General features: G+C 65.5%; 27 protein-coding genes. 9 read left to right on the top strand and 18 right to left on the bottom strand.

Annotation, left to right across the window (positions count from 1 at the left end):
* Nucleotides 1-44 precede the first annotated feature (44 nt).
* From HAP41_RS21470 to HAP41_RS21460, 3 genes are all read left to right on the top strand, one after another.
* The gene (locus HAP41_RS21470; RefSeq protein ID WP_085405546.1) at nucleotides 45-1,070 is read left to right on the top strand and encodes an aldo/keto reductase; all 1,026 of its coding nucleotides are present in this window, start codon (nucleotides 45-47) and stop codon (nucleotides 1,068-1,070) included.
* Between the two features lie 183 nt (nucleotides 1,071-1,253).
* A complete protein-coding gene (locus tag HAP41_RS21465) occupies nucleotides 1,254-2,675 on the top strand; it encodes an MFS transporter (protein ID WP_166097124.1) in 1,422 nt (473 codons plus the stop codon).
* Nucleotides 2,676-2,797: 122 nt separating this feature from the next.
* Nucleotides 2,798-3,256, top strand: coding sequence for a PEGA domain-containing protein (locus HAP41_RS21460; protein WP_092193127.1), 459 nt, complete (start codon nucleotides 2,798-2,800; stop codon nucleotides 3,254-3,256).
* 71 nt (nucleotides 3,257-3,327) lie between these two features.
* On the opposite strand, the gene clpA is transcribed toward HAP41_RS21460, so the two are convergent.
* From clpA to HAP41_RS21440, 4 genes are all read right to left on the bottom strand, one after another.
* Nucleotides 3,328-5,742 (bottom strand): ATP-dependent Clp protease ATP-binding subunit ClpA, encoded by a 2,415-nt coding sequence (clpA, locus tag HAP41_RS21455; protein WP_166097125.1) that lies wholly within the window; start codon nucleotides 5,740-5,742, stop codon nucleotides 3,328-3,330.
* A 291-nt stretch (nucleotides 5,743-6,033) separates the two neighbouring features.
* Nucleotides 6,034-6,366: an ATP-dependent Clp protease adapter ClpS gene (gene clpS / locus HAP41_RS21450; RefSeq protein WP_014494655.1), complete on the bottom strand. Its 333-nt coding sequence runs from the start codon at nucleotides 6,364-6,366 to the stop codon at nucleotides 6,034-6,036.
* A 299-nt stretch (nucleotides 6,367-6,665) separates the two neighbouring features.
* On the bottom strand, nucleotides 6,666-7,028 hold the full coding sequence (locus HAP41_RS21445; protein WP_166050421.1) for a hypothetical protein: 363 nt from the start codon (nucleotides 7,026-7,028) through the stop codon (nucleotides 6,666-6,668).
* Nucleotides 7,029-7,192: 164 nt separating this feature from the next.
* Nucleotides 7,193-7,531, bottom strand: a complete 339-nt coding sequence (locus HAP41_RS21440) for a phasin family protein (protein WP_014494653.1) — start codon at nucleotides 7,529-7,531, stop codon at nucleotides 7,193-7,195.
* A 389-nt stretch (nucleotides 7,532-7,920) separates the two neighbouring features.
* Here HAP41_RS21440 and HAP41_RS21435 point away from each other — a divergent pair, with 389 nt between their 5' ends.
* The gene (locus tag HAP41_RS21435; RefSeq protein ID WP_166097126.1) at nucleotides 7,921-9,771 is read left to right on the top strand and encodes a D-alanyl-D-alanine carboxypeptidase; all 1,851 of its coding nucleotides are present in this window, start codon (nucleotides 7,921-7,923) and stop codon (nucleotides 9,769-9,771) included.
* A 218-nt stretch (nucleotides 9,772-9,989) separates the two neighbouring features.
* On the opposite strand, the gene HAP41_RS21430 is transcribed toward HAP41_RS21435, so the two are convergent.
* The 4 genes from HAP41_RS21430 to HAP41_RS21415 all read right to left on the bottom strand — a co-directional run bounded on the left by HAP41_RS21430 (nucleotide 9,990) and on the right by HAP41_RS21415 (nucleotide 13,791).
* Nucleotides 9,990-10,715 carry a DnaJ domain-containing protein gene (locus HAP41_RS21430; RefSeq protein ID WP_063982763.1) on the bottom strand — a complete coding sequence of 242 codons (726 nt, stop codon included), beginning with the start codon at nucleotides 10,713-10,715 and terminating at the stop codon, nucleotides 9,990-9,992.
* A 59-nt stretch (nucleotides 10,716-10,774) separates the two neighbouring features.
* The gene (locus tag HAP41_RS21425) at nucleotides 10,775-11,518 is read right to left on the bottom strand and encodes a vWA domain-containing protein (RefSeq protein WP_039147674.1); all 744 of its coding nucleotides are present in this window, start codon (nucleotides 11,516-11,518) and stop codon (nucleotides 10,775-10,777) included.
* 145 nt (nucleotides 11,519-11,663) lie between these two features.
* Nucleotides 11,664-12,524: an alpha/beta fold hydrolase gene (locus HAP41_RS21420; RefSeq protein ID WP_166097127.1), complete on the bottom strand. Its 861-nt coding sequence runs from the start codon at nucleotides 12,522-12,524 to the stop codon at nucleotides 11,664-11,666.
* 343 nt (nucleotides 12,525-12,867) lie between these two features.
* The gene (locus HAP41_RS21415) at nucleotides 12,868-13,791 is read right to left on the bottom strand and encodes a division plane positioning ATPase MipZ (RefSeq protein ID WP_063982760.1); all 924 of its coding nucleotides are present in this window, start codon (nucleotides 13,789-13,791) and stop codon (nucleotides 12,868-12,870) included.
* Nucleotides 13,792-14,071: 280 nt separating this feature from the next.
* Here HAP41_RS21415 and panC point away from each other — a divergent pair, with 280 nt between their 5' ends.
* Both panC and HAP41_RS21405 read left to right on the top strand, forming a co-directional pair.
* Nucleotides 14,072-14,923, top strand: coding sequence for a pantoate--beta-alanine ligase (gene panC, locus HAP41_RS21410; protein WP_166097128.1), 852 nt, complete (start codon nucleotides 14,072-14,074; stop codon nucleotides 14,921-14,923).
* Nucleotides 14,924-15,017: 94 nt separating this feature from the next.
* Entirely contained in the window at nucleotides 15,018-15,749 is a 732-nt protein-coding gene (locus HAP41_RS21405; RefSeq protein WP_224580783.1) for a COG3904 family protein, read from the top strand.
* A gap of 9 nt (nucleotides 15,750-15,758) precedes the next feature.
* Here HAP41_RS21405 and HAP41_RS21400 read toward each other — a convergent pair whose 3' ends face one another.
* The 5 genes from HAP41_RS21400 to HAP41_RS21380 all read right to left on the bottom strand — a co-directional run bounded on the left by HAP41_RS21400 (nucleotide 15,759) and on the right by HAP41_RS21380 (nucleotide 18,910).
* Nucleotides 15,759-16,199, bottom strand: coding sequence for a DUF1489 family protein (locus HAP41_RS21400; protein ID WP_166097130.1), 441 nt, complete (start codon nucleotides 16,197-16,199; stop codon nucleotides 15,759-15,761).
* A gap of 43 nt (nucleotides 16,200-16,242) precedes the next feature.
* A complete protein-coding gene (locus HAP41_RS21395; RefSeq protein WP_166097131.1) occupies nucleotides 16,243-17,235 on the bottom strand; it encodes a hypothetical protein in 993 nt (330 codons plus the stop codon).
* 157 nt (nucleotides 17,236-17,392) lie between these two features.
* A complete protein-coding gene (locus tag HAP41_RS21390) occupies nucleotides 17,393-17,584 on the bottom strand; it encodes a hypothetical protein (protein WP_014494643.1) in 192 nt (63 codons plus the stop codon).
* A gap of 205 nt (nucleotides 17,585-17,789) precedes the next feature.
* Entirely contained in the window at nucleotides 17,790-18,158 is a 369-nt protein-coding gene (locus HAP41_RS21385) for a YidB family protein (RefSeq protein WP_166097132.1), read from the bottom strand.
* Nucleotides 18,159-18,247: 89 nt separating this feature from the next.
* A complete protein-coding gene (locus tag HAP41_RS21380) occupies nucleotides 18,248-18,910 on the bottom strand; it encodes a glutathione S-transferase family protein (RefSeq protein ID WP_166097133.1) in 663 nt (220 codons plus the stop codon).
* A gap of 130 nt (nucleotides 18,911-19,040) precedes the next feature.
* Here HAP41_RS21380 and HAP41_RS21375 point away from each other — a divergent pair, with 130 nt between their 5' ends.
* A complete protein-coding gene (locus HAP41_RS21375; protein ID WP_166097134.1) occupies nucleotides 19,041-19,757 on the top strand; it encodes a DUF599 domain-containing protein in 717 nt (238 codons plus the stop codon).
* A 527-nt stretch (nucleotides 19,758-20,284) separates the two neighbouring features.
* Here HAP41_RS21375 and HAP41_RS21370 read toward each other — a convergent pair.
* Complete coding sequence (locus tag HAP41_RS21370) at nucleotides 20,285-20,434, bottom strand: hypothetical protein (RefSeq protein WP_161495942.1); 150 nt, start codon at nucleotides 20,432-20,434, stop codon at nucleotides 20,285-20,287.
* On the opposite strand from HAP41_RS21370, the gene HAP41_RS21365 reads away from it, so the two are divergent.
* Nucleotides 20,424-20,822 (top strand): hypothetical protein, encoded by a 399-nt coding sequence (locus tag HAP41_RS21365; RefSeq protein ID WP_135214881.1) that lies wholly within the window; start codon nucleotides 20,424-20,426, stop codon nucleotides 20,820-20,822. The genes HAP41_RS21370 and HAP41_RS21365 overlap by 11 nt on opposite strands.
* A 253-nt stretch (nucleotides 20,823-21,075) precedes the next feature.
* Here the strand turns inward: HAP41_RS21365 and HAP41_RS21360 are convergent, their stop codons facing one another.
* The 4 genes from HAP41_RS21360 to mgtE all read right to left on the bottom strand — a co-directional run bounded on the left by HAP41_RS21360 (nucleotide 21,076) and on the right by mgtE (nucleotide 25,061).
* Entirely contained in the window at nucleotides 21,076-22,068 is a 993-nt protein-coding gene (locus tag HAP41_RS21360; RefSeq protein ID WP_166097135.1) for a hypothetical protein, read from the bottom strand.
* 49 nt (nucleotides 22,069-22,117) lie between these two features.
* Nucleotides 22,118-22,936 (bottom strand): aldo/keto reductase, encoded by an 819-nt coding sequence (locus HAP41_RS21355; protein WP_071913009.1) that lies wholly within the window; start codon nucleotides 22,934-22,936, stop codon nucleotides 22,118-22,120.
* Between the two features lie 140 nt (nucleotides 22,937-23,076).
* Complete coding sequence (locus tag HAP41_RS21350) at nucleotides 23,077-23,412, bottom strand: helix-turn-helix domain-containing protein (protein ID WP_166097136.1); 336 nt, start codon at nucleotides 23,410-23,412, stop codon at nucleotides 23,077-23,079.
* Nucleotides 23,413-23,639: 227 nt separating this feature from the next.
* A complete protein-coding gene (gene mgtE / locus HAP41_RS21345; RefSeq protein ID WP_028150524.1) occupies nucleotides 23,640-25,061 on the bottom strand; it encodes a magnesium transporter in 1,422 nt (473 codons plus the stop codon).
* 82 nt (nucleotides 25,062-25,143) lie between these two features.
* Here mgtE and HAP41_RS21340 point away from each other — a divergent pair, with 82 nt between their 5' ends.
* A complete protein-coding gene (locus HAP41_RS21340; protein ID WP_155795146.1) occupies nucleotides 25,144-25,950 on the top strand; it encodes a polysaccharide deacetylase family protein in 807 nt (268 codons plus the stop codon).
* Nucleotides 25,951-26,046: the final 96 nt, after the last annotated feature.

The raw sequence follows: 26,046 nt of genomic DNA, 5'->3' as shown, positions 1-26,046 counted from the left end.
CAAGGCCGCACCGATCAACCAGCGGCCAGCCGAGGAGCATATCGATGGAATACCGACGCTTGGGCCGATCCGGCCTCATGGTGCCCGCTTTGAGCCTGGGAACGGGCACCTTCGGCGGCGTCGGCCGCCTTGCTGCATGGGGCACGACGGACGCGGCCGAGGCGCGGCGCCTTCTGGATATCTGCCTCGATGCCGGGGTGTCGATGTTCGACACCGCCAACGTCTATTCGCTCGGCGAATCCGAGCGTGTCCTCGGCGAGGCCATCAAGGGCCGCCGCGACAAGGTTCTGATCTCGACCAAGGCCACCTTCCGCTTCGGCGACGGACCCAACGACATCGGCTCGTCACGGCAGCATCTGCTCGCGGCCATCGATGGTTCGCTGAGCCGGCTCGGCACCGATTACATCGACCTGTTCCAGCTTCACGGCTTCGACGCGTTCACCCCGCCTGAAGAGGTGCTTGCGACTCTCGACGTGCTCGTGCGCGCCGGCAAGATCCGCTATGTCGGCGTCTCCAACTTTTCGGGCTGGCACCTGATGAAGTCGCTCTCGGTTGCCGACAAGCATGGCTTCCCACGCTACGTCGCCAACCAGACCTATTATTCATTGATCGGGCGCGACTACGAATGGGAGTTGATGCCACTCGGCGTCGACCAGGGGCTCGGCGCCGTGGTCTGGTCGCCGCTCGGATGGGGGCGCCTCACCGGAAAAATCCGACGGGGTCAACCGAAGCCCGAGGTCAGTCGCCTGCCCAAGACCGCCGATTTCGGCCCGCCCGTGCCCGATGAGCACGTCTATCGCGTCGTCGAGGCGATCGACGAGGTCGCCAAGGAGACGGGCAAGAGCGTCTCGCAGATCGCACTGAACTGGCTGCTCCAGCGTCCGACGGTCTCGACGCTGATCATCGGCGCGCGCAACGAGACGCAGCTGCGCGAAAATCTCGGCGCGGTCGGCTGGACATTGACCAAGGACCAGATCGCAAAGCTCGATGCCGCGAGCAAGGTGACCTTGCCCTATCCCTACTGGCACCAGCGCACCACCTTCACCGACCGCAATCCGCCGGCGGTGTAGAGACGGCCAACTGCCCGACCGCTCGGCTCCCCGAGCCCTCGCGAAAGCGGTCCCGACCCGTTTTCCTGTGCCGGAAGGCCTGCTTCCGGCACAGGAACCGTCCGGGTCCTGCCGGGTTGCGATCCATCCTGCAATTTCCTAATCCGGAGATGACTCACGGCTCCAATCAGGCGCGCCTCCATCATGTCGTCTGCCCCGATCGAGCATGCCGACGGCCTGCCGCAGCCGCAGCGCAACCAGGCGGTGCTGACGATTGCGCTCGGCATCATCATGGCGGTCGTCGACAGCGCTATCGCCAACGTGGCGCTGCCGACGATCGCAGCCGACCTCGACGCGAGCCCGGCCTTCTCGATCTGGATCGTCAATGGCTACCAGCTCGCGATCACGATCTCGCTGCTGCCGCTGGCGTCGCTCGGCGAGATCGTCGGCTATCGCCGCGTCTATCTGGCCGGGCTCGTACTGTTCACGCTCGCATCTGCCTTCTGCGCGCTGGCGCATACGCTACCGCTGCTGACGATCGCGCGCATCATCCAGGGTTTTGGCGCCGCCGGCATCATGAGCGTCAACGCGGCGCTGGTGCGCTTCACCTATCCGCGCAGCCAGCTCGGCCGCGGCATCGGGATCAACGCGCTCGTCGTCGCCTTCTCGGCCGCGGTCGGCCCGACGCTCGCCGCGGGCATCCTGGCGGTCGGAACCTGGCCCTGGCTGTTCGCCATCAACGTCCCACTGGGTGCAGTGACGCTGGTGCTCGGCCTGCGTAGCCTGCCGCACACAAAACCCGCCAGCCGCTCCTTCGACTGGCAGAGCGCAGGCCTGTCCGCGATCACCTTCGGCGTCGGCATCGCGGCCGTCGACAGCGTCGGTCATGGCGAAGCCGCCATCACCTGTCTCGTCCAATTCGCCATCGCCATCGTCGCGGGCGCGCTGCTGATCTACCGCGAAACCCACATGACCTCGCCGCTGCTGCCGGTCGACCTGTTGCGCATCCCGGTGTTCGCACTGTCGATCGCCACTTCGATCGCCTCGTTCTGCGGACAGATGCTGGCCTTCGTCGCGATCCCCTTCTACCTCCAGAGCCGCTTCGGCTATTCCGCCGTGCATATGGGGCTCCTGATCACACCATGGCCGATCGCGGTGGCGTTCGCAGCCCCGCTCGCCGGCCGCCTGGTCGAGCATTATCCGGCCGGCCTGCTCGGCGGCATCGGGCTCACGCTGTTTGCCTGCGGCCTCGGCGCACTCGCCTTCCTGCCTGCAAGCCCGACGCCGCTCGACGTGATCTGGCGGATGGCGCTGGCGGGGGCCGGCTTCGGCCTGTTCCAGACCCCCAACAACCGCACCATGATCGCGGCCGCCCCGCGCGAGCGCGCCGGCGGCGCCAGCGGTATGCTGGGCACGGCGCGCCTGCTCGGCCAGACCACCGGCGCGGCGCTGGTGGCGCTGCTGCTCGGCCGCTATCCGACCGAGGGAACCAGGATCGCGCTCCTTGTCGGCGTCGGATTTGCGCTGTGCGGTGCAGTGCTGAGCATGCTGCGGCTGTCGCCCGCGGGCGCGCGCGGCGCCGAGCACGTCCGGGTACAGGACGACCAGCGCCTGCGCGGCGAATAGCTCACGTCCAGGTTCTGCTGCTCTCGCGCGCAACTTGTGCGTGGCTTAACTATCTGGACCAATGACGTATTGCCCTCCCGCTCCGGTTGCGCTTCATTGACGCGGGGAATAAGGGGCATTTCATGCGTTCATTTGGAATTGTGGCGCTCAGCGTCATGCTGGGCGGCTGCGCGTCTGTCACGCGTGGCACGACCGAAAACATCAGCATCTCATCGACACCGTCGGGCGTGGAAGCCGTCGTCAGCGGAATGGAAGTTCCGACCACCTGCACGACGCCGTGCTCCGTGGTCGTCAAGCGGAACGCCGACATTTCGATCACCTTCCAGAAGGAAGGCTATGAACCGCAGATCGTGCCGCTCAGCCGGGACATACCGACCTCCGGGGCCGCAGGCTTCGCGGGAAATCTCTTGCTCGGAGGTGTCGTCGGCATGGGCGTCGATGCTGCCACCGGGGCGGCAACCGATCACAAGCCGAATCCTGTCATCGTGACCATGCAGCCGTCAGCCCCTGCCCGCGCAAGGCCACCCGCGCCGAAGAAGCCGCGGCCGCCGGCAGCGCCTGCGCCCGACACCGGCACCTAGCGCCTCGCGACCGCCACGCAAACAAAAAGGCCGGCTTTTCAGCCGGCCTTTTCAATTCATATCGCTCGCAATCAAGCCTTGACCAGCGGGCCCTTCGAGGTCGGCCCCTTCGAGCCGCCGGAGCCGCCACCGCCCGGCTTGGACTTGCCCGGCGGACGCTTGCGGGCGCCGGGCAGCTTCTCCTGCTTCGGCGTGATCGGACCGTCGAGGAACTCGAACCCGATCTTGTCCTTGGTCTCGTCGGCCTCGTCCTTGACCAGGACGACGCGGACGTGGCCGCCACGCTTGAGCTTGCCGAACAGCACCTCGTCAGCCAGCGGCTTCTTGATGTGCTCCTGGATGACGCGGGCCATGGGCCGTGCGCCCATCTGCTCGTCGTAACCATGCTGGACCAGCCAGGTCTTGGCGGGCTCGGACAGTTCGATGGTGACGTCGCGATCGCCGAGCTGCGCTTCGAGCTGAAGCACGAACTTCTCCACGACCGTACCGATCACCTCGACGCTGAGATGGCCGAACGAGACGATGGCATCGAGACGGTTGCGGAATTCCGGCGCGAACTGCCGGTTGATCGCCTCGTGGTCGTCGCCTTCCCGCTTCGAGCGCGTGAAGCCGAACGCCTGCTTGGCGAGATCCGAAGCACCTGCGTTCGTGGTCATGATCAGGATCACGTTGCGGAAGTTGACCTGCTTGCCGTTATGGTCGGTGAGCCGGCCGTGATCCATGATCTGGAGCAGCACGTTGTAGAGGTCGGGATGCGCCTTCTCGATTTCGTCGAGCAGAACCACGCAATGCGGATGCTGATCGACGCCGTCAGTGAGCAGGCCGCCCTGGTCGAAGCCGACATAGCCGGGAGGCGCGCCGATCAGACGCGACACGGTATGCCGCTCCATGTATTCGGACATGTCGAAGCGCAGCAACTCGACGCCGAGCGACGCTGCGAGCTGCTTTGCGACTTCGGTCTTGCCGACGCCGGTCGGTCCCGAGAACAAATAGCAGCCGATCGGCTTCTCCGGCTCGCGCAAACCGGCACGCGCCAGCTTGATCGATGCGGCCAGCGACTCGATGGCCTTGTCCTGGCCGAACACGGTGCGCTTCAGGGTCTGCTCGAGATGCTTGAGCACCTCGGCATCGTCCTTCGACACGCTCTTCGGCGGGATCCGCGCCATCGAGGCGATCGTGGTCTCGATCTCCTTGATGCCGATCGTCTTCTTGCGCTTGTTCTCGGCCACCAGCATCTGCGCCGCGCCTGACTCGTCGATCACGTCGATCGCCTTGTCCGGCAGCTTGCGGTCGTGGATGTAGCGCGAGGAGAGCTGCACCGCGGCCTCGATCGCCTCATTGGTGTACTTCAGCCGATGGTAGTCCTCGAAGTAAGGCTTGAGACCCTTGAGGATCGCGATCGCGTCCTCGACCGTCGGCTCGTTGATGTCGATCTTCTGGAAGCGCCGCACCAGCGCGCGGTCCTTCTCGAAGTGCTGGCGGTATTCCTTGTAGGTGGTCGAGCCCATGCAGCGGATCGTGCCCGAGGCAAGCGCCGGCTTGAGCAGGTTCGACGCATCCATCGCCCCGCCCGACGTCGCGCCCGCACCGATCACGGTGTGGATCTCGTCGATGAACAGGATGGCGTTGGGATGCGCTTCGAGCTCCTTCAGCACCTGCTTCAGGCGCTCCTCGAAGTCGCCACGATAGCGCGTGCCCGCGAGCAGCGTGCCCATGTCGAGCGAGAACACGGTCGCAGCCGCAAGAACCTCCGGCACCTCGCTGTCGACGATGCGCTTGGCGAGGCCCTCCGCGATCGCGGTCTTGCCGACACCGGCCTCGCCCACGAACAGCGGATTGTTCTTCTGCCGGCGGCACAGCACCTGGATCGCGCGGTTGATCTCGGAATTGCGTCCGATCACCGGATCGATCTTGCCGTCGCGCGCCTTTTTGTTGAGGTTGACGCAATAGGTCTCGAGCGCTTCGCCCTTCTTCTTGGCGTCCTCGGTACCCTTTGCCTCGGTCTCTTCGTCGACGCCGCGCACCGGCCGCGCCTCGGAGACGCCCGGCCGCTTGGCGATGCCGTGGCTGATGTAGTTGACGGCGTCATAGCGCGTCATGTCCTGCTCCTGCAGGAAGTACGCGGCATGGCTCTCGCGCTCGGCGAAGATCGCGATCAGCACGTTGGCGCCGGTCACCTCTTCGCGACCGGACGACTGCACATGGATCACCGCGCGCTGGATCACGCGCTGGAAACCGGCGGTCGGCTTGGCGTCGTCGGCGCCATCCGTCACCAGATTCTCGAATTCGGTTTCAAGGTAATTGACGAGGCTCGTGCGGAGCTTGTCGAGATCGACGCTACAGGCGCGCATGACGGCGGCTGCATCGGAGTCGTCGATCAGGGAGAGCAAGAGATGCTCGAGCGTCGCGTATTGGTGATGACGCTCGTTTGCGATCGCCAGCGCACGATGCAGGGATTGTTCAAGGCTTTGGGAAAAAGTCGGCATTCGCGTCCTCTATGGCCCCCACCATCATGATCGCCATCGCCCGGTCAGGCAACAACAACCTTTGTCACATATAGTTATACAAGACCGCGGCGAAAGACCGGTTCCGCGACTCAAATGGGCATTACGCGCCCACGGCATGCTCGATGCAAAACCCGTTCCGATTTGGGCAGAACTACCCATTTGGGCAGGATTGACGCCGCTGATTTTCGCGGGATCACGCAGCAGGATGTGCTGCCGTCACATACCGCGCAACCAGAACCGATCTAAATAACTCTGGATGTGAACGCGCAGCTATTTCTTTTCCATCACGCATTGCAGCGGATGCTGGTGCTTGCGGGCGAAGTCCATCACCTGCGTCACCTTGGTCTCGGCGATCTCGTAGGTGAATACGCCGCACTCGCCGATGCCGTGATGATGGACATGCAGCATGATCTTGGTCGCGGCCTCGATGTCCTTCTGGAAGAACTTCTCCAGCACATGGACGACGAATTCCATCGGCGTGTAGTCGTCGTTCAGGATCAGCACACGATACAGGTTCGGCCGTTTGGTCTTCGGCTTGACCTTGGTGATGACAGACGTATTCGGCCCCGTCGGTCCGCCCGAACGGTTCTCGTCATTGCTCATACGAGGAGCGTGGGCAGCGGCTTGCGCGGACAGGTCTAGTCTGAAAGTCAGGTGCGGCATGGCTCAGGCGTTCAAATTCCCCACGGAAGCGAGTGACGGTCAGCCGCGCGGCCCCGCCCTTCGGAGCTTTGCACGGGCGCGCCGCCTTGTTGGATCACCGCTTCCAACCGGTCCGGTCAAGCCCGGCTCGATTGTAGGGAATATGGGCCCGCCCCCGGCTCGCCGCAAGCGTGCAACGGTCTGGCCAAAATGGTCGAGGCAGTCCCGATTCCCGGTCCGGCTATCCTGACCAAGGTTAGTCAATCCGGACCGATTTGACAAAAGTTTCGGCCGGCACCGTTTAGAACATCTTGACTAGGAATCCGGCCGTTAAGCGGCAGCGGCGGTTTCGCGGGATACCTCCGGTTTTCTACGGTCCAATCGAGCTGCCGTTCAATCGCGTGGCCCCTGGTGCGCGTGCGCGTCGCCATGCTGCTCGACAACGCCGGCTCGATGGCCCAGGACGGCAAGATGTCGGGCCGACGGCCGCGAAGAACCTGGTCGATCAGCTCAGTGGCCTCGTGCTCCTCGCCGGCGGTCTCGATGCGCAGAATCGCTGGTGGTACAGCAATGCCTCGCACGCGGCGGAAGAAGCTGCGCGACGACGCCAAGGCGAGCGGCATCGACGCGTTCTGTCCGGTGATGTCGGCGAGTCAGACCGTGTGGGGTTGCCGCCGGTACGTCGCTGTCGAAGCTGCGCGTGGCGCGCTGAACCGGATCTCTGTCGCGACAAAAAAAGCCCGGCTGAACCAGCCGGGCTTTTCGATTCCAGGAGTTCCAGAGGAAGTTAGTTGGCAGCCGGGGTGAACTTCGAAACGATGGTCTCGACCGGCTTGAACGCCTGCTTGGCGAGGTCGCTGTAAAGGCCGGCGATCTTCTGCGATTCCGCAACGAAGGTCTCGTAGCTGGAACGGGCGAAGTCGGTCTGCGCTTCCACGGCCTTGTCCAGCGACTTCACGCCGGAAAGCTTCTCGACGAAGGACTTGGTGTCTTCAAACGACTTCTTGGTGTAGTCGCCATACGCGCTGGCGATCGCCTGGAGGCCATGCTGCATCGAGGTCGCGGAAGCAACGCACTGCTCGAACTGCTCTTTCCCGTAGCTCTGAAAGTCTTCAACCTTGAACATTTCGGAATCCTTTTTCCCTGGCTTTGGTCCGGAAGCCCCGGCTCCCTGACTCCGCCCAAAAATAGTGCAACGCACAAAAAAGTCAAGAATCTTGTGCGACGCACAAAATTAGATGCAAATCGCTGAGATTCCCGGGGTTTCCCGCAATGGTTCCTTAAGCTTTTGGAAACCGCGGACCCCTACCCTGATTCCCTGGACGTGTTCAGCTTCCGCGAACGGTCAAAAGCCGTTCGAGAACATCACCTTAGCCAGAACAGCGGCTTAGGCCCAACGTTTCCCGCAGCGAACACCAGCGGAGAGACAGCCTGAGCAGGTAATGATCCCGGGTCGAGTGGGCACAATTTCGCCTCACGGGCCGGTGATCAAGTCAGAAACGGGGACGGGGTTTCATGCTTCGTAAAAACTTGTCTTCCTCGCGCTTGGCGCGGGTTGGCGTTTTCGGGCTTCTTACGGTCACCGCCGTAGTCATCTTCACCGATGCTGCCGAGGCACGGCGTCACCGGCGCCAATACGCTCACCACCGGGTGCAGCGCGATGTGTCCGACAGCTCCAGCCCGAAATTCGCATCGATCATCGTCGACGGCAATTCCGGCTCCGTGCTCCAGGCAACGAGCCCAGACGGAATCCGCCACCCCGCCTCGCTCACCAAGATCATGACGCTCTATCTGCTGTTCGAGCGCCTCGAGTCCGGCAGGATGAAGCTCGACACCGAGATGCCGGTCTCGCAGCACGCCGCCGATCAGGATCCGACCAAGCTGAACCTCCGTGCCGGCCAGACCATCCGCGTCGAGGACGCGATCAAGGGCCTCGTCACCCGCTCCGCCAACGATGCGGCCGTCGTGATCGCGGAAGCGATCGGCGGCGACGAGGACGACTTCGCCCAGATGATGACGCGCAAGGCGCGCTCGCTCGGCATGTCCAAGACGGTCTACCGCAACGCCAACGGCCTTCCCAACGACGAGCAGGTCACGACCGCGCGCGACCAGGCCACGCTCGGCCGCGCCATCCAGGAGCGCTTCCCGCGCTACTATCGCTATTTCGCGACCTCGACGTTCAATTGGCGCGGACAGTCGATCCGCAACCATAACCACCTGCTCGGCAGCGTCGAGGGCGTGGACGGCATCAAGACCGGCTACACCCGCGCCTCCGGCTTCAACCTCGTGACCTCGATGCGTCGCGGCAACCGCCACCTGATCGGCGTGGTGCTCGGCGGCCGCAGCGGCGGCTCGCGCGACGCCACCATGCGCAACCTGCTCGCGGAGAACCTCGAGAAGGGCGCCACCACCCACACCGTCGTCGCTGTCACCGAGCGCAACGGCGCAGATGCCAATACCGACGTCGCCGATGCATCGGAGACCCCGGCCCGCCCCGCTCCGCAGGTCCAGCAGGCCGCGGCCGCCCCTGCCCCCGAGACGGCCCCGCAACGTCTCGCCTCGCGCCTGTCGGCGCTGGCGGCCGCGACCGCCGCGATGCCGCCGGCTCAAGCCAGGCCTGACACCAGCAAGCCTGAGGTTCGGCCGACTGAATCCAGGATCGAGCCCGCGCCGCTCACCAATGGCGTGATCTCCAGCCAGCCGCTCTCCATCATCCCCGGCTCGTCCGAGCCGATGAAGCCGGTCCGGGTGAAGACTGTTCAGGTCAAGGCCGGCACCGTGAAGGTTGCCTCCACCGCCCCGGCTCAGGTCGCACCGCAGGTCACGAGCACGATTGCGGCCCGCTCCGAGGTCGCGGAGACCTCCGGCGCCGTCGTCGCCCGCGCCGATCTCATCAACAAGCCCGAGATGGCGAGCCAGCCGGAAGCGCCGAAGGCCGAGCTCGCCCGCACCGAGATGCCCCGTCAGCCGGCGGGCTTCGGCACCGGCAACGGCATCCTCGGCGTGCTGCCGGCCGCAACGGCCGCCGCGCCCACTCCGGCTGCTGCGAAGCTCGCTTCGGCCGATCCTGTGCCGCAGCCGATCCAGATGAGCGCCACCACCAAGCCGGTCGTCACCCATAGCGGCTGGATCGTCCAGGTCGGCGCACTCGAGAGCGAGAACGAAGCCCAGCAACGCATCGACGCCGCCCGCAGCTCGGCCCGCGGCCTGCTCAGCAAGGCCGACCCGTTCACCGAGCCGGTCCTCGCCAAGGACAATCGCAAGCTTTACCGGGCCCGTTTCGCCGGGCTCGAGCGGGACCAGGCCGAAGCCGTCTGCCGCGCCCTGAAGCGCGCCGACATCTCCTGCATCACCGTCCGCAACTGATCTGTCTCACCGGTCCAATCAAAATGCCCGCGCCTTGCGCGGGCATTTTTGTTTGGGGGATGCGGCGATGCCAGTTCCGCGACAACCTCTCGTCAAGGATTTACGGTTAAAACTTTACTCAAGGGATCGACCACGCCGACAAAGGCGGGCATCGGGGCGACGGCAGACAGAGCAAGCGGAGCTTACGCGGTACGGGCGTTTGTAGCGTAGTGCCGGAGTTAGCCGTTATGCGTGCGAAGCAGAGTATCCTTGGCCTCGTTCACACGGGCAGCGAGATACGTCGAGCCCCCCTGGTCGGGATGGAGTTTCTTCATCAGGGACTTGTGCGCCCGGCTGATGTCGTCGCGCCCCGCGCCCGGCTGCAGGCCAAGGATCTGATAGGCTTCCTCCGCCGTCATTTTGCCGCTCGGCGCCGTGCGGCGCTGCCGCCCTGCCGCATCGCCCTGCGCGTTCTGACGCCAAGCGGGAAACCGGCGGTCCAGATAGCTTTCAAGTAGGGCCACGCTCTCGGCGTCGAACGCCGGAGCCATCGCCAGCAGGCCAGCGAGATCGAACTCCTGGAGATCGCGCCCGGCGTGAGGACCGGCGACGATCTGGCCGGCGAGTTGCCCCGAATCGTGGTCGAGCCGCATGTCCAGGAATTGCGAGCGTACGCGCGAGGCCTGTCCGGCCGGGCGCGTTGCGCCACCGCCGAACAGCCCGCCGATATTGCCGAAGCCGGCATTCGCCAGCGGCGTCCAGCCCAGAAGCCCGGCGCCGAAAATCCCGAGCGGGATCGCCACCGCCAGCTCGCCCCGCAGGCCAGTGAACGCTGCGACCGCGAGCGCCACCACGCCGCCACCGAACTTGATGGTGCGCGCCAGCACCGCCGGATTGGCGGAGCGGAACATCTGGAGCAGCAGATAAAGCGTGATAACGGCGATGGCGCCGGCGATCAGGGTCATGGCCGGAATATAGTCGCCCTCACGGCAAAATGCATGGCGTCCGTCTCCGACGCGGGCCGCTACTTCATCTGCCCGATCAGCTTGGCCGCACCGCTCGCACTCTTGGCGAGTTTCAACAGCGCCTCGCGGCCGCCGGCGGCATAAGCCGCGGCCGCGCGCAGCAGCTCGCGAAGCTGCGCCGCCGCGCCGGGATCGAACCGGCACCAGGCCCCGCCGGTCAGCCGCGCGATCTCGCGAAAGGCCTGCTCGGCCACGGCGTCGGCGCCTTCCTGAAACACGAACACGGGCACCTTGAGCATGCCGAGCTCGCCGGCCTTGGCGCAGAGCTCGTCGACCTTCTCCTCCATGGCATCGCCGACGAAGACGACCGCGCGCACGCCCGAGGCGACCGCCTCGCGCCGCACGTCGCTCAGCACCTTGCCGATCTGGGTGTCGCCGCCGCGACAGTCGATCTTGCTCATCAACGTCGCGAGCTTCGCGCTGTCGGAGATCCAGCCCGTGGCGCGACACTCGTTCAAGCCGCGATAATAGACGAGCCGGATGTCGAGGCTGCCGATCGCTGCGGCCTCGCGGAACATGTCCGCCTGGAGCGCGCAGGCCATGTCCCAGGTCGGCTGCCGGCTCATCGTCGCATCCAGCGCGAAAATCAGCCGCCCCTTCGCGCCGGGGGCATGCGGCGACAGCGCACGCGCCTTGGCGACGAACGCGGCGATGTCCTCCGCGGTGCTGGCTTGAGGCAGCGTGCCGCCGGTTTGGCTCGAGACGGCATCACGGCCACGCGGTTTGACGGGTTCGCCGGGCATCCCTGCTCGCTTCTTGCGTGAGCCGCTAATGTGGATAGCGCCTGCGGCCCGGTCAATGTGCAAAGCCTCCGCGGGCGGATGCCGGCGGAGGCTTTGCAGGTCGTGCAGACGATCGGAGCGGTGTCGGTGTCAGCCTGTGTCGGTGTCAGCTCTTGGCAGGCGCCATCAGAGCAACCGGACCAGGCTCCAGGATATTGGGCGGGGCCGAGCGCGTATCGACGGGCGCGACGGCGCTATCGCCGTCGCTCAGGAACTTGTCGAGCATGCTCTGGATCGAGTTCTTCGCCGCATCCGGACCGGTGTCGCGCATGTCGTTGTGCTGGAATTCGGTCTTCACGACCTGGATGCCGGCCTTCTCGCATTCCTCATCGGTTGGGATGACACCCGCGTCGGTCTTGAACTGCGGATCCTGCGAACGGAAGGACAGGATCTTGAACTTGCCGGCAGTGACGAAGGGCACGCGCAGATTGTCGAGCGTGACGACCTTCTTGACCTCATCCGGATACTGCTTGGCGAAATACATCGTGATGTCGCCGCCCATGGAGTGGCCGACCATCGTCACCCTGTCGTAATCGGCGTTGGGCTGAACCTTCTTCATCTCCTGCATGGCGAGATGGATGTTGGCAACGCCGCGCAGGATCTGCGGCAGCCGGCCGACATAGAGCTCACCGGGCTTCGTCACCATGGGAGGATCGGTCGGCAAATCATGCTGCGGGCTTACGACCATGTAGCCGCGCGCCGCGAAGATGTTGGCGAGGAAGCCGTACTCGGTATTCTTGACAGTGTTGCCGTGATTGATCACGGCAACCGGCAGCGTGATCATGCCGGCATTAGCCTGCATTTCCTTGTCGCGGCGGACCGCGATATCGACAGGCACGGGGCGGTTGTCGCGCGAGGCGTCGTAGAAGGTGACGGTCTCGTGCCTGATCGCCCACTTGCTCGCCGTGACATAGGCGACGCCGCAGAGGGCACTAACCGAAACCAGAACGGCAATTCCACGCTTCATTTTCGTCCTCAGCCTCAGGCTCTTGCGGCCTGAATCCCTGTTGAAAATCGTGTTCTTCCGGGGCTCTTCGGCCCCTGGTCGCCTATTCCCTAATATATGTCACAGCCGCGTGACAGGAAGCTTAAATATTGTGAACCTTCAGCCCTTTCATTGTGCGGCGCACGCGTTTCTTGGGCATCCCGTTCTCAGGCGGCTACGTCAGGTGGCAGGCTACCATCCGACGCAACCGGTCTCGATTGGCTTCAATTTCACGGTAAACACAGGGTGAAACGGCGAAGTCCGCACTCAGTTCCGGCGGGAACCGGCAGCTTCAATCGGCTGGAAGTAGCGATATACCGCCGCCTCAGGCGCCGAGGATGTCGTGGACTTCGAGCGGCTTGTCGACCTGGCTGAACCACTCGGCGCGATTTGCCGCACGGCGGCGGCCGCGTTCGTCGAGCGGCAGCTTGAGCTGGCGGAGCAGGCCCGTCACCTCTTCCCGCGCGGTGAGATGGCCAAGGTTGGGCCGCATGCCGAGCGTGGCCTCGTCGATCTCGTCGAGCGCGGTCAGGCCGCGCGGAAAAAATTCGCGATAGACGACGCGCTCGGCAAAGCCGTCGACGTAGCGGAAGCCGAGCCGCAGCGACAAATCCTTGAGGCCCTCGGCGACGAGCTGCTTGTTGCGGGAGCCGAGCATCGACAGGCGGTTGCGCACGACGATCCAATCGGTGCTGGAGCCGTCGAGCTGGCGCCGCTTGCGCCTGACATCCCGCACCATCTCGGCATAGTGGCTCTCGCCAGTCACTGCGTAGTTGGCGGGATCGACGGTGCCGAGCACGTCGAAATCGAGGAAGCTGTCGTTGATCGGCGTGACCAGCGTGTCCGCCATCGAGTGCGCCAAGCGCATCAGATAGCTGTCGGTGCCGGGCGTATCGATGACGATGAAGTCGAAATTGCTCTCGACCGCCGAGACCGCCTCCATGAACTGCTGGAACTCGGAATTCTCGTTCTCGGCGATCTGCATGGTCTCGCCGAGCTTGATGCAGCGATGCACCGGCAGCTCGAGGCCGAGGCCGGTGCGGCGCGCCCAGGCGGAACGGTTGCCGATGTAGCGGGTAAAGCTCTGCTGACGGCAGTCGAGGTCGATCGTGGCGACGCGCTGGCCGGCCTTCAGCAGCGCGACCGCGATGTGCAGGGCGGTGGTCGACTTGCCGGAGCCGCCTTTTTCGTTGCCGAGCACGACGACATGCGCCGAGCCGGATTGGCCTTGGCTAGCCTGCACAAGCATAGCGATCCTCAACACCCCTGATGAATATCTTCGAGTTGGCCGCGTCTGCGGTCAAGTGAAATGCGTGACAGTAAATGCAAATCGCAGCGCGCCGTGTTCGAAATGAATCACGGCACCATCTCTCGCTTGTGATTCAGCCATGTCGCGACATCGTTCGCGGCCTCGCGCGGGATGCTGTGCCGCTTCCGAATGCATGGCGTCCACGATCGGCGCTTGTTAAGGTTAGCCGGCCGGGCGCCGGGACGCGCCCGCTTCCCATTCCCAACCCTGTCGAGTCCTGATGTCACGAAGCCCCTTGATCGCCCGCACGGTCCCCGCCTTGCGACGCGCCGTCGACAATCTTCGCAAGCGAAAGGCCACGATCGCGCTGGTCCCGACCATGGGGGCCCTCCATGACGGGCATGTGTCGCTGGTGCGCCTCGCCAAGCGGCGCGCGAGTCGCGTCGTGGTGTCGATCTTCGTCAACCCGACCCAGTTCGCCCCGACCGAGGACTTTGGTGCCTATCCGCGCACCTGGAAGTCCGATCTCGCCAAGCTCGCCGCCGAGGACGTCGACATCGTCTGGCACCCCGGCGCCGAGGCGATGTATCCGGAAGGCTTTGCGACCCGCATCGTGCCGGAGGGGCCGGCGCTGGCCGGCCTCGAGGACCGCTTCAGGCCGCACTTCTTCGGCGGCGTCGCCACCGTCGTCAGCAAGCTGTTCACGCAGTGCCGGCCGGACGTCGCGATCTTCGGCGAGAAGGACTTTCAGCAGTTGCGGGTGGTGACGCAGATGGCGCGCGACCTCGACCTCGGCGTCAAGGTGACCGGCTCCCGCACCGTGCGCGAGCGTGACGGGCTCGCGATGTCCTCGCGCAACTTCTATCTCTCGCCGGAGGAGCGGCAGACCGCGACCACGCTTTACCGCGCCATGAAGGACAGCGCCGGGCGCATCCGCGCCGGCGAAGCGATCGCATCCGCGATGACGCGCGGCGCCGGGACGATCACGGCGGCCGGCTTCGCGCTCGACTATTTCGAGGCCCGCCATGCCGAGACGCTCGCGCCGGTCACCTCGCGCAAGGACGGCCCGTTGCGGATCCTGGTGGCGGCCAAGCTCGGCACGACCCGGCTGATCGACAATATCGCGGTGTAACCGCCGAGCTCGATCTTGCGCGTTCCATCGCCCGGATGGATGATCGGGGCGAGGAAACGAGCCGGCTGGCAGGGGCATGTCATTCATCCGCACGATGATCGTGAACGGCGTGCTGGCGCTTGTCGCCGCGACTGCCGCCCAGGCACAACAGCGCCCGCCGATCGGCCTGTACGGGTCGCCGCCAGATGCGATGATCTTCTACGTCGCCCATGGCCCCGCCGGGGCCTGCGGACCGGGCTGCTCCGACTGGATCGCCGCCGAGGGCACGGTGCAATGGGACAGCTACAAGCGGCTGATCGCGATTCTCGATCGCCAGGCGGGACACAAGATGCCGCTCGTCATCCATAGCTGGGGCGGCTCCAACCTCAATGTTGCGGTCAGCATGGGCCGCATCCTGCGCGACCGCCGCCTGGATGCCACCGCCGGCGCGACCGAGGTCGGGGCCTGCGCCGGCAGGCCGGAGGCGGATTGTTTTGCGCTGAAGCGCCCGGGCGGACCGCTCGACGCCAAGGTATCCCTGCCGGATCCGGCGTGCGATTTCGCGTGCGTCCTCATGCTCGCCGGCGGGGTGCATCGCAGCCTCCCGCAAGGTGCGACGGTGGTGCTGACCGGCCGTTCCATCCGCAATCGCCGCGCACCCAACGTTGCGCCCGAACAACGCGAGAGCCTGACGACGATCTTTGGCGAGCAGTATCGCAAGTACCTGCTCGAGATGGGCGTCGAGCCCGAACTGGTCGACATCATCGACGCCATCGGCGAAGGCGGACGTCCGGTCGTGATGCCGCCCTCCGACTGGGCGCGGCTGCACATCGTCACGTCGCCATGAGCGGCCGCGTCAGAGCAGTCCGAGATCGCGCAGTTCGCGCCGCATCGGCTCCGGCATCGCCGCGATCGAGCCGGCGGCCAACTTGCCGAGATCGGGCGGCACGGAATCGTCGCTGAGGTAGCGCCAGCCCTGGAACGGCCGCATCGGCCGCGGCGATACCGTGATCACCTTCGGCTGCATCACGATCCGGCAACGGCCGATGCCGTCCTTGTCGCGGAACGGCTCGATGCCGATGATCTTTTCACGCGCGGCGATCTCGCCCTTGATCACCCAGTAGAGCGATCCGCCCGCCAGGATCTCGGCGTCGCGCTTGGGCACCATGCGGGTGATGTGGATGTGATGTTGCGGCAGACCCTTCTTCTTGGCGGTCTGCATCCGTTCGGCGACCCACCCCTTCAATTCCTTGACGGAGTCGCAGCCGACGGCGAGCTTGATCAAATGTAGCGGCATGGCCCCAGCATTAGCCGGGCAGCCACGTATTTGGAATGCCGAACTATTCGTTATCCGCAGCCGCAGGAGCCGCGGCTGGGGCCGGCGGCGCGAGCGGAACCGGTGCTGCGGCCGGCGCACGCGCGGCCTTCGGCGCCGGCGGCTTCTTCGCAGCCGGCGCCGCTGGAGCAGCGGCCTGCGCCGAGGTCGGAGCGGACACGCGCGGCGCCGCGGCTGCGCCTCCGGCAGGCGCCGCCTGTCGCACCGCCGCCGTGGGCGGCTCCGGATTCATGATGCTCACCGGCGGCGTCGATGACGCGCTCGGGAACTCCGCATTGGTCGGCCTGCCCGTCGGCATCGATGGCGGCATCCCGGCAAGCGCCGCGGTGGCCGGCATCGCCGGGGCCGTTGCGGGCGCGTTCCAGCCCGGCGCATAGCGTGCAACCAGCGTGTCGTAGAGATGGGAATCCATGTTGGCGGCGACCCGCTGCTGATCGGTCAGCGAGCGGAAGGCGGGGCAGTCGAACTGCGTGCAGCCGTCGCGCGCAACCAGCACCTGCGCGACGAGGCCGTAGCGGTCGCGCTCCAGCGCCTTGCGCAGCACCTTCATGTCCAGCGTCAGGCTTTTCTCGGCGGTCGCGGCATCGCCGAGCGCGGTGAGCCGGTCGATCCGCGCGGCGGTGTAGGAGACGGCCGCAGCCGCCGCGTCAGGCGAGCCGAACAGCGCCTTCTCGCAACCGATCGCCACGGCATTGCCGGCGAGATCGTCGAGACAGGACAGCGCCGGCAGGCTGGCGACAACCGCGCTCTGCGCGCGCGCCTCGCCCGGCGGCGCCTCCTCCGCCGGACCATAAACGCGCACGGTGGCCGCCACGGCGATGGCAATGGAAAGCAGCGTGATGACGGTCAGCGCGCCGTTGGCAACCGACCTTTCGGCGCGCACGAGCGTAATCAGGAGAATCAGGCCGAGGAGGCCGGCGGCTACCAGGATCATCCACATCGGAAAGGCCTGCGGGCGCGAGATTTGGTCGAACGAAGTGGCCCATGCCCAGTTCATGCGCGACGTCCCCTCACGCGAGCAAAGAGCGAATGGTCAAAGCGAGCCCCCGCGAGTCGGCAACTGCCCCCGGTTCACCATGTCGAGGCGAAGGGGACCTTTTGACGGCGAGCGAAGCGAATTCCTTCGCGATGTCAACGCGCGGCACCGTCATCCGTCAGGATTGGGCGAGCTGGCTTTCCTTGGCGACGCGCTCGAACGCTTCAGTCGAACTCTTGATGCGGTACTGGCAGTCGTCGCCATCCGTCGGCAGCAGGCGGATGATCTCGTATGAGCCACTCGCAGCCGGGCGCGCAACGTTGCTGGCAGTGAACAGTACGCGCGTTCCCACGGGGAATTTATGCTTCAACGCCCATCTCCATGACTCAAACAGCGCCGGCCGTGCCCAGGGTCCCACTGCGTCGGACCGGCTGAAAACCCGGCGTGACATATAGCACGCAATGCGGCGTTTTGGCCAGCGGTATACAGGCATGGCAAATAGGCCGATCCGGCAGTATTTTCAGGACGATAGTGCGGGAACCGGTGGGTGGAGGATACCGCTGGAACCGGCTCCCTCAGGCGGTGTGGGGCAGATGCCCCTCCGGGCTTGTCTGGTCCACGGCCTTGGGCAGTTCCTGGGCCAGAATCTGGCCGAGCTGGTCGACCGGGATGTTGTAGCGCGCCGCAAGCTGCCGAACCGTGTCGCTGCCGAGCACCGCGCGGAGCTGGTCGGCCGAGATCGGCAGGTTCTGGCCATTACCGAGCCAGGATTTGACCTGGTCACCGAAGCCGGACTGCTGGAGCTTCGCGACGATTGCGCTGAGGCCGCCCTGATTGTTGCTGCCGAGCACCTCGTTCAACACCGCCGGCAGGACCGCGGCGCCGAGCTGGCCGAGCGCGCTGCGAAGCGCGGGGTTGTTTTCCAGCGAGTCCAGAATTCCCATGCCCCTGCCCTCTCCCAAGCGGTCCTTCCACCGCGATTGAGCGCCGCCAGCCTGCACATCGTCAAGCGGCGCCCGATCACATTCGCGGGTTAGACGTTCTCGAATTTCTCGATGACGAGCGTTTCGGCGATTCCGTCGCGGGTCCATTCCTGGAACGCCGGCAACGCCATCATCGTGTCCATGTAGGCATTGGTCTCCGGCGTGACCTCGATCGCGTAGGTGCGGAAACGGTGCACGACCGGGGCGTACATCGCATCCGCCGCACCGAAGCGGCCGAACAGGAACGGTCCCTTGGCGCCGTAGCGCGCCCGGCACTCCCGCCAGATCTCCTGCACGCGCGCGACGTTGGCCCTGGCGTCCGCCGACAGCGTCACGGCGCCCACGGGGCGGTGCAGGTTCATGCCGCATTCGTTGCGCAAGGCCATGAAGCCGGAATGCATCTCGGCGCACACCGAACGGGCGTGCGCGCGGGCGGCAACATCGTCGGGCCACAGCTTCACGTCCGGATAGCGCTCGGCGACGTACTCGATGATGCTGAGCGAATCCCACACCGTGATGTCGCCGTCGACCAGCACCGGCACCTTGCCGGCGCGGCTGAAGGACAGGATCTGATCCTTGTCCGCGGGATTATCCGTGTAGAGCGGAATGACGGTCTCGACGAACGGTATGTCATTGGCGCGCAGTGCGAGCCATGGCCGCATCGACCACGACGAGTAGTTCTTGTTTCCGATCGCGAGCTTGAGCGCTGCCATGTCGCTGGTCCTTCCCTAGGTCCTTTGGATGCGGATGCGGCTGCTTTTAGCGCCATCGCCTGCCGCCAATCAATCGTTGCCGCACCCGGCCGCGCGTGGCAATCGTTGCGATCTTCGCGAGGAGTGAGACATGGGCAGGCATTGGGTCGACATCACCGCGGTCGGCTTCTTCATCATCGAATGGCTGGTCTATGCCCTGACGCTGGAGCACTCGGCCTATGGCCGCGACAGCCTGTCGGCGCGCATGAACCGCTATCGCGAGGTCTGGGTCCGCCGCCTGCTCGACCGCGACACCCGCATGGTCGACATGCAGATCATGGCCTCGCTCCAGAACGGCACCGCCTTCTTCGCTTCCACCAGCCTGTTCGCGCTCGGCGGCGCGCTGGCACTGCTGCACGCCACCAACGACGCCATCACCATCCTCGCCAAGCTGCCGATCGATCTCAGCCCCTCGCCCGCGCTGTGGGAGCTGAAATGCGTCGGCCTCGTGCTGATCTGCGTCTACGCTTTCTTCAAATTCGCCTGGGCCTATCGCCTGTTCAACTATGTCGCGATCCTGTTCGGCGGCATGCCGCCGGCTGACCGGCGCGACACGCCCGAGGCCGAGGCCCACGTCATCCGCACCTCGCGCCTGTTCGAATCCGCGGGCCGCCACTTCAACCGCGGCCAGCGCGCCTTCTTCTTCGCACTCGGCTATCTCGGCTGGTTCGTCAGCCCCTGGGTGCTGTTCGTGACCACGGCGGCGGTGGTGATCGTGACCTGGCGAAGGCAGTTCGCGTCCAGTGCCTGGGCGGCGATGGCGCCGGAGGAGATGGATGGTGCGGAGACTCGGAAGCGCGGTTCTTGAGGCATCTGCTGCGCGCGAGCGAAGGGCGGCACGCGTTTTCTCCACACCGTCACTGCGAGCGCAGCGAAGCACTCCAGGATCTTTTCACGGTGAAAGTCCGGATTGCTTCGCTACGTTCGCAAGGACGACACGACTGGCTCCGTCATCCCAGGACGCGAGGCTTGCCCACTCGGCGATATCCCGGCTTACTTCCTGCGCATCGTCCCGGACCGGCAATCGAATCTGGCCACAGGCCGATCCATCTGCCAGAGCTCCACGTCGCGACCGTCGACGAGCCTCTCCGCGGAGCTGATCGCAGCTTCGTCGTCAATGCAATCCATGTGGATCATTCTGATGGGACGATCGTGTAGTCCCACGATCAATGCACGGTAAGCGGACATTTTTGTCTCCAGGCAAGGCGCGACGACAAGCGCGGGCCGGAAGAATGGCGCTGACGGCATTTGAATGCGATGGGGAGTGCATCGTCTGTTTATAAGCGCGGCATAAGTTTCCGGCAGCGCGGGGCCGAGGCTGGTCCTATGCCGATCCTATGCAACCGCGATCGCGCCAATCTCGAAATCATACAGCATCCGGCACCATATCCGCTCCGTCGCGCAAGCTCGCGCGGCGTAGCGAACAGGTGAAATGATGTCGAATTCAGGGGTCAGCGACAGGATCATCGATCCGATGATGGCCATCGCGAACTGCTCGACGCGGCAGCGCATCGTCGTGGTCGGCGCGAAGAGCATGGAATTGGTGATTGAGCTGCATCGTCGCGGTTATCTGCTGGCAGCGGCGGCAGGCAATTGCGGCCGGCCGGCGGGTCAATATGAAGTCGCGCTCGTGGATTGGCGGCGACGCACGCTTCACGCACTCGATGCGACAGTGGATTGGCTCGACGATTTCCTCAGCCCCCGCGCCGTGCTGGTGATCTGGCTCGACGCGCAGAAGGCAGCTGCGAAAGACACTCTTCGTGCCGCAGTGACGAAGCGCGGCTTCGTCGTCCTGCAAGGCGCCGAGCATCCTTGCGGCAGCGTGCTTCTGGCGCGGCGCTCGGAGGCCATCCCCCTTCGGCAGGCCGCGTGAACATCCACCCGAACTCATGGATTTGATCCGATGCCAAAATCGAACATTCGACGTGCCGTCATTCGCGAGTGGATGGCTCTCGCGCCGGCGCAGCGAGGCTCCGCCGAGCAGGCCGGCGCGTTTGCACGGCGCACCATCGAAAGACATAGCTTGCCACGCAGCCGGAGAACGCCGCAGGCCGTGATCATGGCATGGCTGAAGCCGCGAACCGGGAGGCCTTAGCTCGCAGGATGGGTAGAGTGGAGCGACCCGCCTACCCTCCGCCAAAATCCCGCGGCGAGAACGGCAGATCCAAGATCTTCCATTCGCCGTACTTGTCGGGCGGCAGCATCTTGTAGGGCTGGCAGGCCAGGAGCGCTGCGGTCGCGGATTTCACGATGGCCACGCCCTTCGCGGATGGCGGAGCTTCGATCAGGATCGGCGGGCGGGCCAGTGTGCCGTCGGTGGCGAACACCGTGCGCAGCTTGATGTTGACGTTGTCGGTCGGGTCGACCCCGGCCGGCAGCTTGGCGCAGCTCTTCAGGTGGCGACGCAGCGCGGCGATGACCTCGGATGGCAGCTTGGCTGCGATTGAATCCTTGGCATCGCCGCCATCGTCCTTCGGGGCGTCTTTCGGCAGCTCCGGCGGCAATTCCGGCGGCAGGCCCAGCATGACGCCGTACTTGACCGTCACGTCAGGCTCCGGCGCCTGATAGGCCGGCGGCGCGGCCTGTGGCTGCTGCATCGCTTGTGGCGGCGGCTGTTGCGACGGCGGCTGCGGCATCGCCTGGGGCGGCGGGTGTTGCTGGGGTTGCGGAGGCGGCTGTTGCGACGGCTGCGGCTGTTGAGGCTGCGGCTGCACATTGGCCTCCCGCTGCTTCGGTGCCTGTGAGGGTTGCGGCTGCGGCTGTTTCTGCTGCGGTTCAGGCGAGGCCTGCGGTGACGGCGATGGCGCCGCGGCCTGCTGCTGGGTCGCAGGCTTCGGCGCGGCCTCCGCCTTGTCCTTGTCGCTGAAATCCAGCTTCGGCAGTTTCAGGTCCGGCAGCGGCTCCGGCGGCTTCTCCTTCGCCTGCTCCTGAGCCTTCTCCTCGGCCTTGGCCTCCTCCTCCTTCACCTGCTCCGGCGTGACGATGTCCACCGAAACAGTCTCGGGCGCCGCGGCGTGAAACGGATGGACTTCGCTGATCAGGATGATCAGCGCCACCAGCGTCAGATGCGCGACCGCCGACGCTGCAATGTCCGTCCGTATGATCTTCCGCAGTTCCATCGATCGATCTTGGGTTGCCACGCCGGTCCTAGCATACAGCGGCCCCCTCTCAATCCCATTTTGGCGCGAAGCCGAAATCGGTCAGACGGCCCTTGGGATTTGCCAGCGCGGCGATCTGGGCCATCTCGTCGTCCGAGAGCTCGAAATCGAAAATATCGATGTTTTCCGACAGACGTTCGACGCGCGAGGTGCGCGGGATCGCGGCGACATTCTGTTGCACCAGCCAGCGCAGGCAGATTTGTGCCGGCGTCTTGCGATGCGCGCGGCCGAGCCCGGCGAGCGTCTGGTCGGCCTTGACGCGTCCCCTGGCGATCGGGCTGTAGGCGACCAGCGCGAGGCCATGCTGGTCGCAGGTTGCCCTCACCTTCGTCTGGTCGAGATAAGGATGATATTCGACCTGGTTGCAGACGAGTGGCTCCGGCGACAGCGCCACCGCCTGCTCGGTCAGCGCCACGGTGAAATTGGAAACGCCGATGTGGCGGGTCAGGCCCATGCGCTTGGCATGCGACAGCGCACCCAGCGTCTCCTCCAGCGGCACGTGCGAATTGGGCCAGTGCAGCAGCAGGAGATCGACGGAGGAGAGCCGCATCCTGGCGAGGCTCTCCTTGACCGAGCGTTCGAGATCATGAGGCGCGAAATGGTTGGTCCAGACCTTTGTCGTGAGGAAGATGTCGTCGCGGCGCACGCCGGAGCCGCGCAGGCCGTCGCCGACCTCGCGCTCATTGTCGTAGACCTGCGCAGTGTCGATGTGGCGATAGCCGAGCCGCAGCGCCTGCTCGACCACGCGGCCGCAAGCGCGGCCGCTCAGCTCCCAGGTCCCGAGCCCGATCGCCGGTATCCTTGCGCCATTGGCCTCGACGAACAGCATGAGGAATCCTCTCTGTTGCGATCGCCTCAAAACTTCATCCGGGCGCCATTATGGACCCGGCCCATGACACTGCCAACGGACGACGCCGGCGCCGGGCCGGATATTCAGCGCAATGCTAACGGGAGGTTCGCGCCTGGACGTCAGGCTTTGGCGAGCGCCTGGAATACGGTGTCCGGCGCATGCGCGATCACGGCGAGCAGCGCGCGGGCGGGTCCTCGCGGGGCGCGCTTGCCCTGCTCCCAGTTGCGGATCGTCTCGACGGGAACGCCGAGCTTGGCGGCGAACTCCATCTGGGTGAGGCAGGCGCGACGGCGCAGAGCGCGCACGGCGAGCGAGCTGGCATCATCGCCAGGGGCGGCATTGGCCGCCGGCTGGACCGGCAACGGCTGGACTGGAAATGACTGGACCGGAAGCTCCTGCCCATCCCGCAACTCGACGACCCGTCCGTCCGCCTTCAGCCGCAACCGCATGTTCATTCCCCCAAGCACGGGCAATGATGCGGCAGGTCGCTTAAGTTCGGATTAAAGATAGCGCCGCGTATAGGGTCTCGTGCCCCGGACGCAGCACAGCGCGCAGCGGTGCGCTGCTGAGCCGGGGCCCATCTCGCCGCAGTGGACCTCGCCGCTTTCTGGGTCCCGGTTCCGCGCAGCAACGCCAAGAGCGTTGCAGCGCGCCCGGGACACGAGAGAGAGCGTGCGGCCCGCTACCTCAACCCGAACCACAGCGTCGCGATGCCGAGGAAGGAGAAGAAGCCGACGACGTCGGTCACCGTCGTGACGAACGTGCCTGACGCGACCGCCGGATCGGCCCTGACGCGTTCGAGCGCCATCGGGATCAGGATGCCGCCGAGCGCGCCGGCGACGAGGTTGCAGATGATCGCAAGCCCGATGACGATGCCGAGGCCCGGGATCTTGAACCAGGCGACCGCCGCGATGCCCGTAATCAAGGCGAAGGCAAGGCCGTTGACGAGCCCGACCAGGCCTTCGCGCATCACCACGCGCCAGGCGTTGGAGGAGCCGAGCTCGCGCGTCGCAAGCGCGCGCACCGCGACCGTCATGGTCTGGGTCGCGGCATTGCCGCCCTGGCTCGCGACGATCGGCGCCAGCACCGCAAGCGCGACCATCTTCTCGAGCTGCCCCTCGAACAGGCCGAGCACCGAGGATGCAAGAAAGGCGGTGGCGAGATTGACCAGCAGCCAGTTGAACCGCGCCCGCGCAATGGTGAACACGGTGTCGGAGAGTTCTTCGTCGCTGTTGACGCCGCCGAGCGCCTTGAGGTCCTCGTCCGCCTCCTCCTCGATCACGTCCACGACGTCGTCGACGGTGATGACGCCGACGAGGCGATCCTGGGTATCGAGCACCGGTGCCGCGACGAGATTGTACTTGCCGAACATGCGCGCCACCTCCTCCTGGTCCTCCAGGACGGAGACGCGGCGGCGATCCTCGTCGGTCAGCTCGGCAAGCGCCACCGGGCGGCGGGCGCGGAGCAGGACGTCGAGCGAGACCGCGCCCTGCCAATGCTGGTCCTTGTCCACGACGTAGATCTCGTAGAAGCGGTCGGGCAGATCCGGCGTCTCGCGCATGTAGTCGATCGCCTGCCCGACGGTGAAATCCTGCGGCACCGCGATGAACTCGGTCTGCATCCGGCGGCCGGCGGAATTTTCGGGATAAAGCAGGCTGCGCTCGAGCGCGACGCGCTCCTGCAACGGCAGCTTCTCGAGGATCTCCTCCTGCTCCGCCTCGTCCAGGGTTTCCAGCAGCTCGACCGCGTCGTCGGATTCGAGCTCGCGGACGCCTTCCGCGACGGTCTCCGGCGGCAGCTCCTCGAGGATCTCCTCGCGCACGCCCTCGTCGAGTTCGTTCAGCGCCGAGAAGTCGAAGTCGCGCCCGGTCAGCTCGACCAGGCGAACGCGGTGGTCGGGCGCGAGAGCGCCGATCAGATCGCCGAGATCGGCCTCGTGCAGCTCGGCGACACAGGCGCGCAGCGCGGCGCTGTCGCCGGCCTCGATCGCATGGGCAATCTCCTCGACGAATTCGTGACGAATTTCGCCGTCTTCATTGCGCATCGGAACGTGGTCGAGTACCGAGGCCTCAGCGGATGGGGCACCGTCCATATGTTCATCCATGGCGCGCCTCGCCGTTTGACAGGTTGGAACGAGTGGTCTGAGCTGACGGTCAGGCAATACCCACAAGCGAACTGCGAGCGCAATGGCAAAGATGCTTCGGCTGAAATGGATGTCGATCTCGGTGGGCGCGGTCTTCGCGGGCCTCATCGGCATCGCCGCTTCGGAGGCCGCGGACTGCCCGCGCAAGGACGCGCTCGGCACCTCGCGCGTTCTGAGCGTCGACGCCAAGACCACGCCGCGCGTCGGCCTGAAGAGCTTTCCGCAGACGCTGCCGCTCGCCGATCACGAGGTCGTGCTGACCTTCGACGATGGCCCGCATCCGCCGACGACGTCGAAGGTGCTGGCAGCGCTGGCGCAGGAATGCGTGCGCGCCACCTTCTTCCTGATCGGCCTGCACGCCTCCGAACATCCTGACATGGTCAAGCGCATCGCGCGCGAGGGCCACTCCATCGGCCACCACACCTGGTCGCACCCGTTCATGGCGCGGATCCCGTTCGAGAAGGCGAAGAGCGAGATCGACCGCGGCATCGCAGCCGACGAGACGGCGCTCAAAGGCGCGTCGACGACGACGCCCTCGACGCCGTTCTTCCGCTTCCCCTATTTCGAGGGGACGCCAGCGCAGCTCGACCTGCTCCAGTCACGCGGCATCGTCGTGTTCGGGGCCGACCTCTGGGCCAGCGACTGGAACGAGATGACGCCGGAGCAGGAATTGAAGCTCGTCACCGAGCGCCTCGCCGCCGCCGGCAAGGGCATCATCCTCTTCCACGACCCCAAGGCACGCACGGCCGCGATCATGCCGGCCTTCCTGCGGTACCTCAGGGACAACGGTTATCGCGTCGTTCACGTCGTGCCGGCGGGCACATCACAAAAGAGCGCCGATGCGCATTGATGCCGTAATGTCACGGCGGTGCAAAATGGGGTGATTTGGGCCCTATTAACAGTCTGTTCATGCTACGGCATGCAAGGATGTAGAGGGTATTGCGCC

Source organism: Bradyrhizobium barranii subsp. apii (genome assembly GCF_011516635.5).
GTDB classification, from domain to species: Bacteria; Pseudomonadota; Alphaproteobacteria; order Rhizobiales; family Xanthobacteraceae; genus Bradyrhizobium; species Bradyrhizobium barranii.
Note: the sequence above shows the minus strand (reverse complement) of the source record. Positions and strands in the feature narration are given on the sequence as shown.

What these genes read in the sequence shown, in the direction of transcription:
- HAP41_RS21405 (WP_224580783.1), top strand. Translation starts at nt 15,018, where the DNA reads ATGATCGTGAACGGCGTGCTGGCGCTTGTCGCCGCGACTGCCGCCCAG.
- HAP41_RS21435 (WP_166097126.1), top strand. Translation starts at nt 7,921, where the DNA reads ATGCTTCGTAAAAACTTGTCTTCCTCGCGCTTGGCGCGGGTTGGCGTT.
- HAP41_RS21460 (WP_092193127.1), top strand. Translation starts at nt 2,798, where the DNA reads ATGCGTTCATTTGGAATTGTGGCGCTCAGCGTCATGCTGGGCGGCTGC.
- HAP41_RS21395 (WP_166097131.1), bottom strand. Translation starts at nt 17,235, where the DNA reads ATGAACTGGGCATGGGCCACTTCGTTCGACCAAATCTCGCGCCCGCAG.
- panC (WP_166097128.1), top strand. Translation starts at nt 14,072, where the DNA reads ATGTCACGAAGCCCCTTGATCGCCCGCACGGTCCCCGCCTTGCGACGC.
- HAP41_RS21350 (WP_166097136.1), bottom strand. Translation starts at nt 23,412, where the DNA reads ATGAACATGCGGTTGCGGCTGAAGGCGGACGGACGGGTCGTCGAGTTG.
- HAP41_RS21400 (WP_166097130.1), bottom strand. Translation starts at nt 16,199, where the DNA reads ATGCCGCTACATTTGATCAAGCTCGCCGTCGGCTGCGACTCCGTCAAG.
- HAP41_RS21380 (WP_166097133.1), bottom strand. Translation starts at nt 18,910, where the DNA reads ATGGCAGCGCTCAAGCTCGCGATCGGAAACAAGAACTACTCGTCGTGG.
- HAP41_RS21340 (WP_155795146.1), top strand. Translation starts at nt 25,144, where the DNA reads ATGGCAAAGATGCTTCGGCTGAAATGGATGTCGATCTCGGTGGGCGCG.
- HAP41_RS21375 (WP_166097134.1), top strand. Translation starts at nt 19,041, where the DNA reads ATGGGCAGGCATTGGGTCGACATCACCGCGGTCGGCTTCTTCATCATC.
- HAP41_RS21430 (WP_063982763.1), bottom strand. Translation starts at nt 10,715, where the DNA reads ATGACCCTGATCGCCGGCGCCATCGCCGTTATCACGCTTTATCTGCTG.
- HAP41_RS21420 (WP_166097127.1), bottom strand. Translation starts at nt 12,524, where the DNA reads ATGAAGCGTGGAATTGCCGTTCTGGTTTCGGTTAGTGCCCTCTGCGGC.
- clpA (WP_166097125.1), bottom strand. Translation starts at nt 5,742, where the DNA reads ATGCCGACTTTTTCCCAAAGCCTTGAACAATCCCTGCATCGTGCGCTG.
- HAP41_RS21365 (WP_135214881.1), top strand. Translation starts at nt 20,424, where the DNA reads ATGATGGCCATCGCGAACTGCTCGACGCGGCAGCGCATCGTCGTGGTC.
- HAP41_RS21355 (WP_071913009.1), bottom strand. Translation starts at nt 22,936, where the DNA reads ATGCTGTTCGTCGAGGCCAATGGCGCAAGGATACCGGCGATCGGGCTC.
- HAP41_RS21445 (WP_166050421.1), bottom strand. Translation starts at nt 7,028, where the DNA reads ATGCCGCTCGCCTTGGCGTCGTCGCGCAGCTTCTTCCGCCGCGTGCGA.
- mgtE (WP_028150524.1), bottom strand. Translation starts at nt 25,061, where the DNA reads ATGGATGAACATATGGACGGTGCCCCATCCGCTGAGGCCTCGGTACTC.
- HAP41_RS21440 (WP_014494653.1), bottom strand. Translation starts at nt 7,531, where the DNA reads ATGTTCAAGGTTGAAGACTTTCAGAGCTACGGGAAAGAGCAGTTCGAG.
- HAP41_RS21425 (WP_039147674.1), bottom strand. Translation starts at nt 11,518, where the DNA reads ATGCCCGGCGAACCCGTCAAACCGCGTGGCCGTGATGCCGTCTCGAGC.
- HAP41_RS21415 (WP_063982760.1), bottom strand. Translation starts at nt 13,791, where the DNA reads ATGCTTGTGCAGGCTAGCCAAGGCCAATCCGGCTCGGCGCATGTCGTC.
- HAP41_RS21370 (WP_161495942.1), bottom strand. Translation starts at nt 20,434, where the DNA reads ATGGCCATCATCGGATCGATGATCCTGTCGCTGACCCCTGAATTCGAC.
- HAP41_RS21465 (WP_166097124.1), top strand. Translation starts at nt 1,254, where the DNA reads ATGTCGTCTGCCCCGATCGAGCATGCCGACGGCCTGCCGCAGCCGCAG.
- HAP41_RS21470 (WP_085405546.1), top strand. Translation starts at nt 45, where the DNA reads ATGGAATACCGACGCTTGGGCCGATCCGGCCTCATGGTGCCCGCTTTG.
- HAP41_RS21360 (WP_166097135.1), bottom strand. Translation starts at nt 22,068, where the DNA reads ATGGAACTGCGGAAGATCATACGGACGGACATTGCAGCGTCGGCGGTC.
- HAP41_RS21385 (WP_166097132.1), bottom strand. Translation starts at nt 18,158, where the DNA reads ATGGGAATTCTGGACTCGCTGGAAAACAACCCCGCGCTTCGCAGCGCG.
- clpS (WP_014494655.1), bottom strand. Translation starts at nt 6,366, where the DNA reads ATGAGCAATGACGAGAACCGTTCGGGCGGACCGACGGGGCCGAATACG.